A 14239-nucleotide genomic window follows, 5' to 3' on the forward strand; every position below is an offset into this window, starting at 1 on the left:
ACCTCGTCCGAAGGAGCTGCGATGGGCATGTCCAAGCAGACCACCTTCACGCTGACGTTCCTGCTCGGCCTCTCGGTGATCGTCCCGGGGTCCGCCGGATACCTCTCCGCCAGGATGGACGCGGTCGAACAGGCCCACCACAGACTCGTGGCGCTGGAGAACCGGCTGCGCGAGGAGCGGCTCATCACCCCGGCCCGCCAGGAGTCGTGGCTGCGGATGCTCGCCGCGCCGGCCCCCTGCCCCGTCATGGCACAGCCGCAGACCCGGCGGAGGGGCACGCCGATGCCCGCCGGGCTCATCCCGGCGCCGGTCGAGGCGCTGGATCCGGCGGCCATACCCCCCGGGACCGTCCCCGGCCGGGCGTTCTCCGGATCCGCGGCCCCGGGATTCAGCGGCGGGCACGCCGAGATACGGCGCAGATCGGCCGGGCACGAGCACGGGCGCGAGCACGGCGACCGGCGGGACCGGGGACACCGCTCAGGATGAGACCACCGCGAACTGGCGGTTGAGGTAGCCCCGGATCAGGCTCTTGGCCTCGGCCACGACCTGCGGGTCGCCGGCGGGGTCGCGCCGGAAGGCCAGCTTGAGCACCGCGTCGCCCGCCTCGACCCCGATCAGGATGCCCAGGTCGAGCTCCTCGCTGTCGGCCATGCCGTACTCCTGCAGGAGGAGGCCGCGCAGCCGGCCGGCGATCACCGCGTTGTTGTCCGACGCCGGGTCGAGCAGGTTGAGGTCGACCACGTCGCCGAACCGCAGGGAGCGGAACCCCGGGACGGTCCGGTGCATCTCGACGTACTCGTCGATGATCGCGTCGACCGCGTCCCACCAGCAGGCGTACTCCTCCGACAGGAAGCGGTGGCCGATCCGGGAGATGAAACGCTCCACGTTGCGCCGGGTCACCGCCTGGGCGATGGCCCGCTTGTCGGGGAAGAACTGGTAGACCGAGCCGATCGCGACCCCGGCGCGCTCGGCGATGCGGGTGGTGGTCAGCGCCTCGTAGCCGACCTCGTCGAGCAGGTCGGCGCAGGCGTCGAGCATCCTCTCGACACGTCTCGCGCTCCTCCGCTGGGCGGGCCGGCGGCGCAGCGGAGCCTCGCCGGGCTCCTCGGCAGGCAGGATGGACATCCCCCCATCTTGCCCTTCCGGCACCGCCGGGTCAGGCCGTATCGGCCAATCACCGGATTTCCCCGGCCGGCCTCCCCGCGCGCGCCCCGGACCCGCCGGTTTCCCGCGCGGCCGGGCTCCCGGCCTCCCACGCGGGAACCCTTCGCGGCCGCCGGTTCGCCGTACGGTCAGCTCTCCGTGGCGGAGCCGGGCCGGGTGGACAGGCCCGTGCAGCCGCGCAGCGCCTTCCAGTCGGTCAGGGCCTGCTGCCGGGCGACGCCGGTGAGCGGGACGGGGACGCCGCCCTGGATCGTGGCCGGGGTCCACTGCTCCTTCAGCACCTTGCGCCCCTGGATCGTCAGCGTGAGCACGCCGGTCCGGCCGGTCTGGGGACCCCAGTTGTAGAAGACGAAGTTGCCCATGCCGTAGTTGACGTAGGCGTTCTTGAGATATCCACCGCCGAGCAGGATGTGTGCGTGCCCGCCCACGATCACGTCGGCCCCGGCCGCGACCAGCTTGGGCGCCAGGGCGAGCTGTGCCTCGTTCGGGCACTTCTGCAGCTCGGTGCCCCAGTGGAGGTGGACGATCACCGTGTCGGAGGTACGGCGCGCCCTGCGCACCTCCTGGATCAGCCGGTCCTCCCGCTTGGCCGAGGCCAGGCCGCCCTTGGCGCCGAGCGCGGTCCAGGGCTGGATGAACTCGGCGTCCAGCACCTGGGTGGCGCCGATGACGGCGATCCGGTTGCCGTTCACGGTCGTCCGCCAGGGCTTGTACGCCTGGGCCTCGGTCGCGCCGACGCCGACGACCGGGAACCTCGCGCGCCTGATCGCGGCCAGCGAGTCGGTGAGGCCGCTCTCCATGTAGTCCATGCCGTGGTTGTTGGCCATGGAGGCGACGTCCACCCCGGCGGCCTTCAGCGCGGTCAGCGCCGAGGAGGGGGCGCGGAAGGTGAACTGCTTGCCCGGGGCGGGGGTGCCGCCGGTGGTGATCGCGGTCTCCAGGTTGACCATCGCGATGTCGGACCGGCTGAGCACCTTGGCGATCGGGCCGAGCGCGGTCCGCGGGTTCGCGTCCAGCCGGGACCGCAGCACCCCTTCGAAGTGCACGTCACCGCCGAAGGAGATGGTGTACGGCCGGCGCTCGGGCTTGGGCCGGGCCGAGGAGGTGGGCTTCTCCACGACGTCCGGCGTCGATGTGGCGGGTTCCGGGGACGCCGACTGCGCCGCCGTACAGGCCGCGGAGAGCGCTGCGGCGACGACGAGGGCGGCGGCGGCCCCGAGTCGGCGGGGGAGGTAGGTGTCCATCGGTATCCGAGGATGCCACCTCAGAGGGCACATCCGGCACAACCCGGCCGATGGAGTGTCATCTCCTCAAAACTGGTATAGCTCAAATACTTGAATGATTCCTGTTTGGGACATAGCGTGTGTCTCGTGGACGACAGGGACCGGCTCCGCCGGGCGGGACTGCGGGTGACCGCGGCCCGCCTGGCGATCATGCAGACCGTGCGAGACGGCGACCATCTCGACGTGGACGCCATCCATCGGGGCGTGCGGGAGCGGGTCGGTCAGGTCTCCCTGCAGGCCGTCTACGACTCCCTGCACTCCATGCAGCGCGGCGGGCTCCTGCGGAGGATCGAGCCTCCCGGCAGCCCCGCCCGGTACGAGACGCGGGTGGGCGACAACCACCACCATCTCGTCTGCAGAGAGTGCGGAAGGGTCACCGACGTCGACTGCGCCGTCGGGCACGCCCCGTGCATGGCCCCCGTCTCCGACGCCGGATACCTGGTGGACGAGGCGGACGTCATCTACTGGGGCGTGTGTCCCGCCTGCCGTCCCGTTGAGGCTCGCTGAAGAAGATCCGGAGGACTGTTCATGAGCACCAGGCCCACCACCACCGACGCAGGCATCCCCGCGCCGAGCGACGAGCACTCCCTTTCGGTAGGCCCGAACGGACCCCTGCTGCTGCAGGACCACTACCTGATCCAGAAGATGGCGCACTTCAACCGGGAGCGGGTGCCGGAGCGGGTGGTGCACGCCAAGGGCGGCGGCGCCCACGGCATCCTGCAGATCACCGAGGACGTCAGCCAGTTCACCAAGGCCGGCCTGTTCGCCAAGGGCAAGGAGACCCCGCTCTTCCTGCGCTTCTCCTCCGTGGCCGGCGAGCTGGGCAGCCCCGACACCCAGCGTGACCCGCGCGGCTTCGCGATCAAGTTCTACACTGAGCAGGGCAACTACGACATCGTCGGCAACAACACGCCGATCTTCTTCATCCGCGACCCGCAGAAGTTCTCCGACTTCATCCACAGCCAGAAGCGCCGCGCCGACACCAACCTGCGCGACCACAACATGCAGTGGGACTTCTGGACGCTCTCCCCGGAGAGCGCCCACCAGGTCACGTTCCTGATGACCGACCGCGGCACCCCGGCGTCCTGGCGCCACATGCACGGCTTCGGCTCGCACACCTTCCTGTGGTACAACGCCGGCGGCGAGAAGTTCTGGGTCAAGTATCACTTCAAGACCGACCAGGGCATCAAGAACTTCACCGACGCCGAGGCCGGCGCGGTCATCGCGCAGGACGCCGACCACCACATCCGCGACCTGCACACCGCGATCAAGAACGGTGACCACCCGTCCTGGACGGTGAACGTGCAGATCATGCCGTTCGAGGACGCGGCCGACTACCGCTTCAACCCGTTCGACCTGACCAAGGTGTGGCCGCACGCCGACTACCCCGAGATCACGATCGGCCGGTTCGTCCTGAACCGCAACCCGGAGAACTACTTCGCCGAGGTGGAGCAGGCCGGGTTCGAGCCCGCCAACCTGGTGCCGGGCATCGGCCCGTCCCCGGACAAGATGCTCCAGGGGCGGCTGTTCTCCTACCCTGACGCCCACCGCTACCGCATCGGCGCCAACTACCTCCAGCTGCCGATCAACCGGCCACTGTCGCCCGTCCACAGCTACAACAAAGACGGCCAGATGGCCTTCGTCAACCCCGCCGACCCGGTCTACGCCCCCAACACCGTGGGCGGCCCCGCGGCCGACCCGTCGCTGTACGAGGGTGAGAACTACCAGGTGACCGGGGAGATCATCCGTTCCGCCTACGCCCTGCACCGCGAGGACGACAACTTCGTCCAGCCCCGCGCGCTGTGGGAGAACGTCCTGTCCGAGACCGACCGGGCCCACCTGGTGAGCAACGTGGTCGGCCACGCCTCGGCCCCCGAGGTCACCGCGGACATGAAGAAGCGCGTCGTGGAGTACTGGACCAACATCCACAAGGACCTCGGCCAGAGCGTCGCCCAGGGTCTCGGCGTCGGCGTCTGACCCGGCGCACCGGGAAAAGCCCGGAACCGCCTGATCCGACGTGCCCGGGAAACCCCGGAACCGTCTGATCCGGAATGCCCGGGACGACCGGCCCGACGCGCCCGGGAAAGCCCGGAACGACCGGTCCGCGCGGCCCGCACCCTCTCACCGGGGTGCGGGCCGCCGCCGTCTCCGGACGTCCGTACGGCAGTGCCCATGGCGACACTTCGTGTCGCGGCTCGGGGGCTCAGACCCGGTGCCTTCCCTCGCTGTGCTCATGGCGACACTTCGTGTCGCGGCTCGGGGGCTCAAGCCCGGCGTCTTCCCTCGTCGTTCGCTCGCTGCGCTCGCTCTCTCCTCAGTCCAGACACCGGCGCCCCCTCACGGGCCCATGGCGACACTTCGTGTCGCGGCTCGGGGGCTCAAGCCCGGCGTCTTCCCTCGTCGTTCGCTCGCTGCGCTCGCTCTCTCCTCGGTCCAGACACCGGCGCCCCCTCGCGGTACCCGGACGGCTGGGACGGTGTGATCCGAGCGTCCGGGGCGGCGCGATCCGATGATCGTTCGGAAAAGCGGGATCCGCGCGCATTAGGCTTACGCGCGTGACCACCCCTCCAGAACAGGACCGTCTGCACGCTCAGCTCGCCTTCGCCATGGAGATCGACAAGCTCAGACGCATCGTGCGCCGCAACACCCTGATGGACGGGTCGCGGCGAGAGAACGACGCCGAGCACTCGTGGTACGTGGGCATGCTGGCGATGGTGCTGGCCGAGCACGCCCCGCCGGGCATCGATCTGGACAGAGTCGTCGCGATGCTGCTCGTCCACGACATCGTCGAGATCGACGCCGGAGACACCTTCGTCTACGACGCCTCCGCCGTGGAGGCCCAGGCCGGCCTGGAGCGCAAGGCCGCCGACCGGATCTTCGGGTTACTCCCGGACGACCAGGCCACGCGACTGCGGGCGCTGTGGGACGAGTTCGAGGAGCGCGAGACCCCGGAGGCCAGGTTCGCCAGGGCCCTCGACCGGATCGCCCCGATCCTGGCCAACCACCACAACGAGGGCGGCACCTGGTCGCTGTACAAGGTGACCGCGGAGCAGGTGCTGGAGAAGGTGAAGATCATCGAGGAGGGCTCGCCCACACTCGGCGCCTACGCCACGGAGATCGTCGAGCTCTCGGTCAGCCGGGGACATTTGGCGCGTGCATAACACCGTTCCCGGGTAGGTCCCTATCGCTTGGAAAGGGGACGATCGTGAAGGAAAACGTTAAAACGAATCGCCAGAGCTTCCGCAAGCTCGTTCCGCCCGTCGACCTCGTCGGCAACGTGGAGCGCTCGACGAAGCTGGACCGCCCGATCCAGGCGGTGTCCAAGGCGGTACGGCGGCGGCTCGGCCCCGGGTTCCTGCGCGACCTGCTGCACGGAGTTCCCACCGGCAAGCCCCTCCACCCGCCGCTCACCGACGTCACCCTGGGCTGCTGGATATCGGCGTCGCTGCTCGACGTGACCGACGTCGACCCCCGGGCCTCCCGGACGCTGATCGCGGCGGGCCTCGCGGCGTCCGTTCCCACGGCCGCGTCCGGGATCACCGACTGGTCGGCGCTCCACCGCGAGCAGCAGCGGGTCGGGTTCGTGCACGCGCTGGCCAACGTGGCCGCCCTGACCCTCTACGCCGGCTCCCTGCTGCTGCGTGTGCGGGGCGACGAACGGCGCGGCCGGATGCTGTCGTTCGCCGGACTGGCCGTCGGCGGCTTGGGCGCCTACCTCGGCGGCCACATGTCGTACCGGCAGGCGGCCGGGGCCAACCACGCCGTGTCGGTCTCCCACCTGGTCCCGCTGGGCTGGCATGACCTGTGCGAGCTCAAGGACCTGCCGGACGGCCGCCCGGTGACCCGGCGGCTGGGCTACATCGACCTGTTCGTGCTGCGCAGGGGCGAGGACGTCACCGTGCTCGCCGACCGCTGCTCGCACCTGGCCGGACCGCTGCACCAGGGGCGCGTGACGTCCGTACAGGGCGCCGACTGCGTGGTGTGCCCCTGGCACGGCAGCACGTTCCGGCTGTCCGACGGCACGGTCATGCACGGCCCCGCCACCGCCCCGCAGCCGGCCTTCGAGTCGAGACTGCGCCGCGACGGCGTGCTGCAGGTCCGTCCCGTCCCGGCGTGACCTCTCCGTCCGGTCCACCGGTCCGGTTCCGCCAGGCGCCGTTCCGCGGGTCCCCTTCGCGAAGGGGACCCGCGGAACGGCGCCTGCGTCTCCCGGCGGCCGGGGCTTCAGGGGGCCGTCATTCCTCGTCCTCCGACCGGCCGTCGGCGGGGTGTTCGACGAGTGCGAGGACCCGGCTGGACATGAACCGCGCGGTGCGAACCGCCGTCCCGCTGCGGGTGACCTCGCTGACTTCGACCACGCCGCCCCGGCGGTTGGCTATCTCGACCCGGCGGCCCGCCTTGGTCGCGACGACGTCGTAGGTGCGCGAGCTGTCGCCCGCATCGATGACGATCTCTACACGGTCGCCTTTCATGACCGTATTGTTCCCGCAAGTGAGGGATTTTAGCCGTACACCAGTTTGACGATCGCCACGACGCCGATGCACACGATGAAGCCGCGCAGCACCGGCGCCGGCAGCCGTCTGCCGACCTTCGCGCCGAGGAACCCGCCGATCGACGCCCCGACCGCGACCAGCGCGACCGCCCGCCAGTCCACCACGTCCCGCCCCGAGAACAGCGAGAACCCGATGAACAGAAGCGCCGCGGTGCCGTTGACCAGCACCGAGAGCACGTTCTTGGCGGCATTGACGCGCTGCAGGCCGTCGTCGAGAAAGCTGCCGAGCAGCCCGATGAGCAGCACGCCCTGGGCGGCGCCGAAGTAGCCGCCGTAGGCGCCGGCGGCGAGGACCCCGATCCACAGCAGGGGCCCGCCGTGCGGATGGGCGTGCTCGCGCCGGGCGGCCAGCCACCGGTTGAGCCTCGGCTGGACCACCACGAGCACACAGGCCAGCCCGATCAGGACCGGCACGACCACGTCGAAGGTCTCGGCGGGCAGGAACAGCAGCAGGACGCTTCCGATCAGCGCGCCCAGGGTCGAGGCGACCCCCAGCCGGGCCAGCCGCCCGCGCTGCCCCACCAACTCGGCGCGGTAGCCGAGCGCGCCGGTCAGCGACCCCGGAACCAGGCCGATGTTGTTGGAGACGTTCGCCACGATCGGCGGCAACCCGACGGCCACCATGGTCGGAAATGTGATCAGCGATCCCGAGCCGACGACGGCGTTGATGCCGCCCGCCGCGATCCCCGCCGCCAGGACGGCGACTGCCTCCCACGGTGTCATCTGGCCCCTCCTCGGTCGTACGGCTCGCGCCCGATGATCGGTGCACGGCCTCCACCGGATGCTAGGAGGGGAACGTCGGTGAGCCGTCGGCGGGGTGGCAGGCCCCGCCGCGCGGCCGGAGCGGGCCGTGGCCCGCGGGCCCGGCCGGAGCGGCCCGGAAACGGTCGGAGAGGCTCAGAAGCCGTACGCGCGGGCGTACCAGCGGCCGTCGCGCCCGCGCTCCAGGTTGAGCGGGATGCCGAAGGTGCGGGAGAGGTTCTCGGCGGTCATCACGTGATCGATCTCACCCTGCGCGACCACCGAGCCGTGCCGCAGCAGCAGGGCGTGGGTGAACCCGGCGGGAACCTCCTCCACGTGGTGGGTGACCAGCGCCATCGTCGGGGACTTCGAATCCTGCGCGAGCGCCGACAGGCGGCGGACGAGATCCTCCCTGCCTCCCAGGTCGAGCCCGGCGGCCGGCTCGTCCAGCAGCAGCAGCTCGGGGTCCGGCATGAGCGCGCGGGCGATCTGCACCCGCTTGCGCTCGCCCTCCGACAGCGTGCCGAACCGGCGCCGGATCAGGTGGGCACAGCCGAGCTGGTCGATCAGCTCGACGGCGCGGGTGACGTCGCCGGAGTCGTACTCCTCGTTCCAGCGGCCGATGATGGCGTAGGAGGCGGTGAGGACGAGGTCGATGACCTTCTCCTCCGGCGGCACCTTCTCGGCCAGCGCGGCGCTGGCGAGCCCGATGCGGGGGCGCAGGTCGAACACGTCGGTCTGCCCGAGGCGCTCGCCGAGGATCTCCACCACTCCCTCGGAGGGGAACAGCATCGCGCCGACGACCTGGAGCAACGTCGTCTTGCCCGCGCCGTTGGGACCGATGACGACCCATCGCTCGTCTTCGTGAACGGTCCATTCGATGTCTCGAAGCAGCGCCGCCCCGTCCCTGCGCACGGTGACGTCCTGTAGCCGAAGCACCTGACCGCCCATGCCCCTACCCCTCCTAGAGAATCGCTGGAACAAAACCTATTGCAGGACAAGCGCATATCGTGGACCGGTGCACCCTGATTCACAGATCTCGGCCACCCTGGTCTGCTGGGGCAACGCCTGGCTGACGGGTCAGGTCGGTCTCGACGAGGCCGTCGACCGCGTCGAGCGCCGCGGCGGCCCCCAGCTCGTCGCCACCGGGACCGGCGACACCGGCCTGCGCGGTTTCCTCGCCGACCTGCGGATGGACGGCATGAAGTCGCTGCGCTTGGCCCTTCCCGTGCCGGGCGACCCGCTCGGACTCACCGGGCCGCCCCCTTTCAACTCCGCGGCCATCGAGGCCGGGCAGGCGGCGATCGCCGTGTTCCCCGACCGGTGCGTCGGGCTTGTGCCCGCGTCCGACCGCCGCGGGTCATCGTACGCCGGGGTCCGCTGGAGCGCGCTCGCGGCCAGCGCCAACGCCCCGGACGTCCCCTCCCTGGCCGAGGCGGAGCACGCCCTGACCATGGCGATGCGCACGGCCACCGACACCCTGCTCGGACTGGGCGGCCCCACCCAGGGGCATCCCCGGCCGAGGGACGCCGACGACGGCCTGGCCCCGGGTTACCCCGCTCGCGCCCACCGGGTGGCGGCCCTCGCCGCCCGGCTGGCCGCCGTGCTGCGGGTCGCCGACGACCGGGGGCTCACCTCGGGGCAGATCGCCGCCCGCGGCGCCGCGCTGCGCGACCTCGACCGCGCCGTACGGCGAGCGCGGGTGGCCGCCCACCACGCCATCACCGAACTCGTCTGACACCGGGCTCAAGCCCCCGAGCCGCGACGCGCAGCGTCGCCATGAGCCCGCGAGGGGGCGCCGGTGTCTGGACCGAGGAGAGAACGAGCGCAGCGAGCGACCGACGAGGGAAGACACCGGGTCTGAGCCCCCGAGCCGCGACGCGCAGCGTCGCAATGAACACAACGTCGCAATGAACACAACGTCGCAATGAATACAGCGTCGCAATGAACTCAGCGGGCCTGGCGGGACCGGCGCACCGGCCCGCCACCCTCCTCGGGCTCGGCGAGGGGGCCGCCGACGAGCCGCATCAGCGCGTTGACGAACGCCTGCCGCTCCCCCTCGGGCAGCGCGGCGAGCACCTCGGCGTGAACGCGATCGACGATCTTCGCGCCCTCGGCGACGATCCGTATGCCCTCCTCGGTGACCGAGATGATCCGGGCCCGGCGGTCGGTGCTCGACGGGCGGCGTTCGGCGTATCCGGCCCGCTCCAGTTTGTCGATCGTCACGACCATCGTGGTCTTGTCGAGGTCGGCCAGCTCCGCGAGCTGGATCTGGGTGCGCTCGGCCTCGGCCGCGTGCCACAGGACGCACTGGTCGCGCGGGGTGATGCCGATCTCGGCGAGGGCCGCGGTCAACCGGGTCGTCAGCACGTGGCCGGCGTGCATGAGCATGCCGGTGAGGTCGCGGACGGTTCGCGGGGGCGCGCTCATTGTCATACCGCTCGTCATACCGCTCGTCATGGTGCGAGCCTAACAAATCGTCCCGCTGCGAGATGATCCCGCAGCGAAACCAACCGGCGGGTCCGGCCGTCCGGCCTGGGCGGGAACCGGATCGGCGGCCCCGCTCCGGGCCGAGGCGGACACGGTCCGGTCGCTCAGGCCAGGCCGTGGCGGACGGCGTAGAGGGCCGCCTGCGTCCTGTCCTGCACGCCCAGCTTCATCAGCACGTTGGAGACGTGCGTCTTCACGGTCTTCTCCGCCACCGCCAGCTCGCGGGCGATCTCCCGGTTGGACCGGCCCGAGGCGATCAGCGCGAGCACCTGACTCTCGCGGCCGGTCAGCGGCGCCACCGGGCCCGCTCCCCGCCGGGGCGGGACGGACGCGGCCGGGTCCGCCGGGGCGACCCCGGCCGGAGCTTCCGGGGCGACCGGAGCAGCCGACAGCACCGCGCCGGCGGCCTCGGGGGCGAGCAGCACCTGGCCGCCGTGGACGGTCCGGATGGCCTGGACCAGCGTGCCGGGATCGACGTCCTTGTACAGGAACCCGGCCGCCCCCGCCCGCAGCGCCGGGGCGACGTCCTCCGGGTCGCCGACCGAGGTCAGCACGAGGACCCGCGGGCCGCCCTCCCGGCCGGCGAGGCGGGCCAGCGTGCCCGGGCCGTCGAGGACCGGCATCCTCAGGTCGAGCAGCAGCACGTCCGGGGCGAGCGACTCCACCAGGGCGAGCGCCTCGGCGCCGTCGGCGGCCTCGCCCACCACGTCGAGGTCGTCCTGCAGGTCCAGGAACGTGCGCAGGCCCTGCCGTACGACCGGGTGGTCGTCGGCGATCAGGACGCGGATCACGCGGGGACCTCCATCCGCACCAGCGTGCCGGCGCCCGGCCGCGACGTCACGCGCACGTCCCCGCCCAGGGCGCCGGCCCGTTCGCGCATCGAGGCGACGCCCAGCCCCCGTCCGGTCGCGGCGGCCACGTCGAATCCCCGCCCGTCGTCACGCACCTCCAGGACCAGCCGGTCGCCCTCGCAGCCGAGCCGTACGGTGACCGTCCGGGCCGCCGCGTGCCGGGCGGCGTTGTGCAGCGCCTCCTGGGCGACGCGCAGCACGGCCGCCCCCGCCGCCGGCTCGAACTCGCACACCGGGGCCTCCTCGAAGGAGAAGTCGGCCGGGTGCAGGCGGTCCAGCAGCCGCACGTGCTTGCGCAGCGTCTCGGCGAGGCCGTGGCGGTCGAGGTCGGCCGGGCGGAGCTCGACGATCACCTCGCGCAGCTCGGCCAGCGCCTCCCCGGCCATCCGCTCCACCCGCTCCAGTTCCCGCCGGGCCCGCCCGGGGTCGCGGTCCAGCAGGGAGCTCGCGGCCTGGGCGGTGAGGCGGAGCGAGAACAGCTTCTGGGTCACCGCGTCGTGCAGTTCCCTGGCCATCCGGGTGCGCTCCTCGGCCAGGGCCAGCTCCCGGCCGCGCTCGTACAGGCGGGCGTTGGTCAGCGCGATCGCGGCGTGCGCGGCGAACAGCGTGAGCAGCCTCTGGTCCGCCTCGGTGAAGCCGCCGGGGGTCCGCTTGTCTGCCAGGAAGACGATGCCGAGCACCCGGTCGCCGTCGCGGATCGGCACCCCGAGGAAGTCCTTGAGCACCGGGTGGGCGCGCGGCCAGTACTCGAACCGGGGGTCCCTGCGGATGTCGGGCAGCCGGACGGGCGCCCCCTCGCGCAGCATCGCGCCCAGCATGCCGTGCTGGCGGGGCATCGGCCCGATCGCCTTCCACTGCTCGTCGGTGATGCCGTCGGCGACGAACTCGGCGAACGCCCCGTCGTCGTCGGGCACGCCGAGCGCGGCGTAGCGGGCGTCCAGCAGCCGGCGCGCCGACCGCACGATCACCTGCAGCACCTCCCGGACCGACAGGTGCCTGGTGACCGCGAGGACGGCGGAGCTCACCGCGTGCAGGACGTCGTCCCGGTCCTCGTCACCGGAACTCCCGGAGCCCATCGCGTTCACAGATGGAACTCTAGACGTTCTGCCTGGTGGAGCGGCTGGGGCGGCGGTCCTAGGACCATGGGCCCGCGGGGTCCTGCTGCCGGTGGCCGATGTGCGGCACGGAGCCGGTTCCTAGCGTCGGGGACATGACGAAGACAGCACTCATCACCGGCGCGTCCCGCGGACTCGGGCTGGCACTGGCCCGCTCCCTGACCGTCGACGGCTGGCGCCTCATCCTCACCGCGCGGGGAGAGGAGGCGCTGCGCTCCGCCGCGGGCGGCCTCGGCGCCCTCGCCCTGGCCGGGGACGTCGCCGACCCGGCCCACCGGGACCGGCTGATCCGGGCCGTGGAGGACCACGGCGGGCTGGACCTGCTGGTCAACAACGCCTCGGGGCTGGGCACGGTCCCGTTGCCGCCGCTGTCCCACTATCCGCTCGGGGAGCTGGAGGAGCTGCTGCGGACCAACGTGCTGGCCCCCCTGGCGCTGATCCAGGCGGCGCTGCCGGGTCTGCGGGAGCGGCGCGGCGCGATCGTCAACGTCACCTCCGACGCGGCCGTGGAGGCGTACGAGGGCTGGGGCGGCTACGGCGCCACCAAGGCGGCCCTGGAGCAGCTCTCCAACGTCCTGGCCGCCGAGGAGCCGGATGTCGCCGTGTGGTGGGTGGACCCGGGCGAGATGAACACGGCCATGCTCGCAGAAGCGGTCGGCGAGCAGGAGGCGGCGACGGCCTCCCCGCCGGAGAAGGTGGTTCCCACGCTGCGGCGGCTGGTGGCGGAGCGCCCGCCGAGCGGGCGGGTGAGCCACTCATGAGCGGCGCGCGCGACTTCACGCTCTCCGGACTCCTCGACGGCATCTCCGACGGCCTCTCCGGGGACGGGCGGAACCCCGGATCCGCGGAGGGCCTCCCCACCGGCGGCGCGGACGGTCTCCTCACCGGAAGCGCGGGCGGCTTCACCCTCCCGGACGACCTGGAGGCCCACGAGCCGCCCGAGGCGCGGGGGCTGGCCCGTGACGGCGTGCGGCTGCTGGTCTCGCGGCGCGGCACCGGGGAGATCGGCCACCACAGGTTCACCGACCTGCCCCGGCTGCTGGAACCCGGTGACCTGCTGGTGGTCAACAACTCCGCCACGCTCCCGGCGGCGGTCCGGCTCGACCGGCTCGCGGTGCACTTCTCCACCGAGTGCGAGGACGGGACCTGGCTGGTGGAGCTGCGCCGCCGCGCGGGACGGCCCACCGGGACGGCGGGCGACGGTACGGGAGCGGCGGGCGGGGGGACGGCCCGGGTGGACGACGAAGCGGGCACGAGCGAGCCGTACCCGGGCGGCGTGCCCGGCGAGTGGCTGCCGCTGCCCGGCGGAGCCACGCTGCGCCTCCTGGAGCGGCGGACGCCGCGCCTGTGGCGGGCCCGGCTGGACCGCGAGGTCCTCGGCTACCTGCGCCGGTACGGCGTGCCTATCCGCTACTCCTACGTGGGCCGGGACTGGCCGCTGACCGACTACCAGACGGTCTTCGCCCTGCGGCCCGGCAGCGCGGAGATGCCGAGCGCCGGGCGGCCGTTCACCGCCGCCCTGGTGACCGAGCTGGTGTCGCGCGGGATCGGCGTCGCGCCGATCACCCTGCACACCGGGGTCGCCTCGCCCGAGGCGGACGAGCCGCCCTACCCGGAGAGGTTCGAGGTGCCGGAGACCACCGCGCGGCAGGTGGCGTCCGCGCGCGAGGCCGGGGGCAGGGTGGTCGCGGTGGGCACGACCGTGGTGCGGGCGCTGGAGACGGCCGCCCTGCCCGGAGGCCGGATCGGGGCCGCGAGCGGCTGGACCACCCACCTCGTCACCCCACGGTCCGGGGTGAGGGTCGTGGACGGCCTGGTGACCGGGTTGCACGAGCCGCGCTCCAGCCACCTGCTGATGCTGTCGGCGCTGGCCGGTGACGAACTGCTCTCCCGGTCCTACGCGCAGGCCCTCGGGGAGGGCTACCTGTGGCACGAGTTCGGCGACGTCCACCTGATCATCCGCTGACGTCCGGCCCTTCCGGCCGGCTCCGAAGGGGTCGCGATCCGGTCACCGGGCACCGGAGGCGCAGCCGGCCGGAAACG

General features: G+C 72.3%; 16 protein-coding genes. 8 read left to right on the forward strand and 8 right to left on the reverse strand.

Going from position 1 to position 14239, the window contains the following annotated elements; genetic code table 11:
* The first annotated feature begins 27 nt into the window (after positions 1–27).
* On the forward strand, positions 28–486 hold the full coding sequence (locus tag HDA43_RS13865) for a hypothetical protein (RefSeq protein ID WP_179820611.1): 459 nt from the start codon (positions 28–30) through the stop codon (positions 484–486).
* On the opposite strand, the gene HDA43_RS13870 is transcribed toward HDA43_RS13865, so the two are convergent.
* Together HDA43_RS13870 and HDA43_RS13875 are read right to left on the reverse strand one after the other, a co-directional pair.
* A complete protein-coding gene (locus HDA43_RS13870) occupies positions 478–1125 on the reverse strand; it encodes a TetR/AcrR family transcriptional regulator (protein ID WP_179820613.1) in 648 nt (215 codons plus the stop codon). The two genes, HDA43_RS13865 and HDA43_RS13870, sit on opposite strands and share 9 nt — an antisense overlap.
* Before the next feature lie 167 nt (positions 1126–1292).
* Positions 1293–2408, reverse strand: coding sequence for a CapA family protein (locus tag HDA43_RS13875; protein ID WP_179820616.1), 1116 nt, complete (start codon positions 2406–2408; stop codon positions 1293–1295).
* Positions 2409–2534: 126 nt separating this feature from the next.
* Between HDA43_RS13875 and HDA43_RS13880 the strand changes: the two genes are divergently transcribed.
* The 4 genes from HDA43_RS13880 to HDA43_RS13895 all read left to right on the forward strand — a co-directional run bounded on the left by HDA43_RS13880 (position 2535) and on the right by HDA43_RS13895 (position 6564).
* Complete coding sequence (locus tag HDA43_RS13880) at positions 2535–2954, forward strand: Fur family transcriptional regulator (protein WP_179820619.1); 420 nt, start codon at positions 2535–2537, stop codon at positions 2952–2954.
* Between the two features lie 21 nt (positions 2955–2975).
* Positions 2976–4424 carry a catalase gene (locus HDA43_RS13885; protein ID WP_179820622.1) on the forward strand — a complete coding sequence of 483 codons (1449 nt, stop codon included), beginning with the start codon at positions 2976–2978 and terminating at the stop codon, positions 4422–4424.
* Positions 4425–5053: 629 nt separating this feature from the next.
* Positions 5054–5608, forward strand: coding sequence for an HD domain-containing protein (locus HDA43_RS13890; RefSeq protein WP_218912174.1), 555 nt, complete (start codon positions 5054–5056; stop codon positions 5606–5608).
* Positions 5609–5652: 44 nt separating this feature from the next.
* Positions 5653–6564 (forward strand): Rieske (2Fe-2S) protein, encoded by a 912-nt coding sequence (locus HDA43_RS13895; protein WP_179820627.1) that lies wholly within the window; start codon positions 5653–5655, stop codon positions 6562–6564.
* Positions 6565–6682: 118 nt separating this feature from the next.
* Here HDA43_RS13895 and HDA43_RS13900 read toward each other — a convergent pair whose 3' ends face one another.
* The 3 genes from HDA43_RS13900 to HDA43_RS13910 all read right to left on the reverse strand — a co-directional run bounded on the left by HDA43_RS13900 (position 6683) and on the right by HDA43_RS13910 (position 8691).
* The gene (locus HDA43_RS13900) at positions 6683–6919 is read right to left on the reverse strand and encodes a DUF8836 family protein (protein WP_179820630.1); all 237 of its coding nucleotides are present in this window, start codon (positions 6917–6919) and stop codon (positions 6683–6685) included.
* A 29-nt stretch (positions 6920–6948) separates the two neighbouring features.
* A complete protein-coding gene (locus HDA43_RS13905; protein WP_179820632.1) occupies positions 6949–7722 on the reverse strand; it encodes a sulfite exporter TauE/SafE family protein in 774 nt (257 codons plus the stop codon).
* A 174-nt stretch (positions 7723–7896) separates the two neighbouring features.
* Complete coding sequence (locus HDA43_RS13910) at positions 7897–8691, reverse strand: ABC transporter ATP-binding protein (RefSeq protein ID WP_179820635.1); 795 nt, start codon at positions 8689–8691, stop codon at positions 7897–7899.
* Between the two features lie 67 nt (positions 8692–8758).
* On the opposite strand from HDA43_RS13910, the gene HDA43_RS13915 reads away from it, so the two are divergent.
* Positions 8759–9478 carry an Rv1486c family protein gene (locus HDA43_RS13915; RefSeq protein WP_179820638.1) on the forward strand — a complete coding sequence of 240 codons (720 nt, stop codon included), beginning with the start codon at positions 8759–8761 and terminating at the stop codon, positions 9476–9478.
* Between the two features lie 212 nt (positions 9479–9690).
* Here the strand turns inward: HDA43_RS13915 and HDA43_RS13920 are convergent, their stop codons facing one another.
* From HDA43_RS13920 to HDA43_RS13930, 3 genes are all read right to left on the reverse strand, one after another.
* A complete protein-coding gene (locus HDA43_RS13920; RefSeq protein ID WP_179820640.1) occupies positions 9691–10176 on the reverse strand; it encodes a MarR family winged helix-turn-helix transcriptional regulator in 486 nt (161 codons plus the stop codon).
* A gap of 158 nt (positions 10177–10334) precedes the next feature.
* Entirely contained in the window at positions 10335–11021 is a 687-nt protein-coding gene (locus tag HDA43_RS13925) for a response regulator (protein ID WP_179820643.1), read from the reverse strand.
* Positions 11018–12157 carry a GAF domain-containing sensor histidine kinase gene (locus HDA43_RS13930; RefSeq protein ID WP_179823221.1) on the reverse strand — a complete coding sequence of 380 codons (1140 nt, stop codon included), beginning with the start codon at positions 12155–12157 and terminating at the stop codon, positions 11018–11020. Before HDA43_RS13930 ends, HDA43_RS13925 begins: the two co-directional genes overlap by 4 nt.
* Positions 12158–12291: 134 nt before the next feature.
* Here HDA43_RS13930 and HDA43_RS13935 point away from each other — a divergent pair, with 134 nt between their 5' ends.
* Positions 12292–12957 (forward strand): SDR family NAD(P)-dependent oxidoreductase, encoded by a 666-nt coding sequence (locus HDA43_RS13935; RefSeq protein ID WP_179820645.1) that lies wholly within the window; start codon positions 12292–12294, stop codon positions 12955–12957.
* The gene (locus HDA43_RS13940) at positions 12954–14162 is read left to right on the forward strand and encodes an S-adenosylmethionine:tRNA ribosyltransferase-isomerase (protein WP_179820648.1); all 1209 of its coding nucleotides are present in this window, start codon (positions 12954–12956) and stop codon (positions 14160–14162) included. Before HDA43_RS13935 ends, HDA43_RS13940 begins: the two co-directional genes overlap by 4 nt.
* Positions 14163–14239: the final 77 nt, after the last annotated feature.

Origin of the sequence: Streptosporangium sandarakinum, assembly GCF_013409935.1 — a bacterium.
In the GTDB taxonomy this organism is placed as follows: Bacteria; Actinomycetota; Actinomycetes; order Streptosporangiales; family Streptosporangiaceae; genus Streptosporangium; species Streptosporangium nondiastaticum.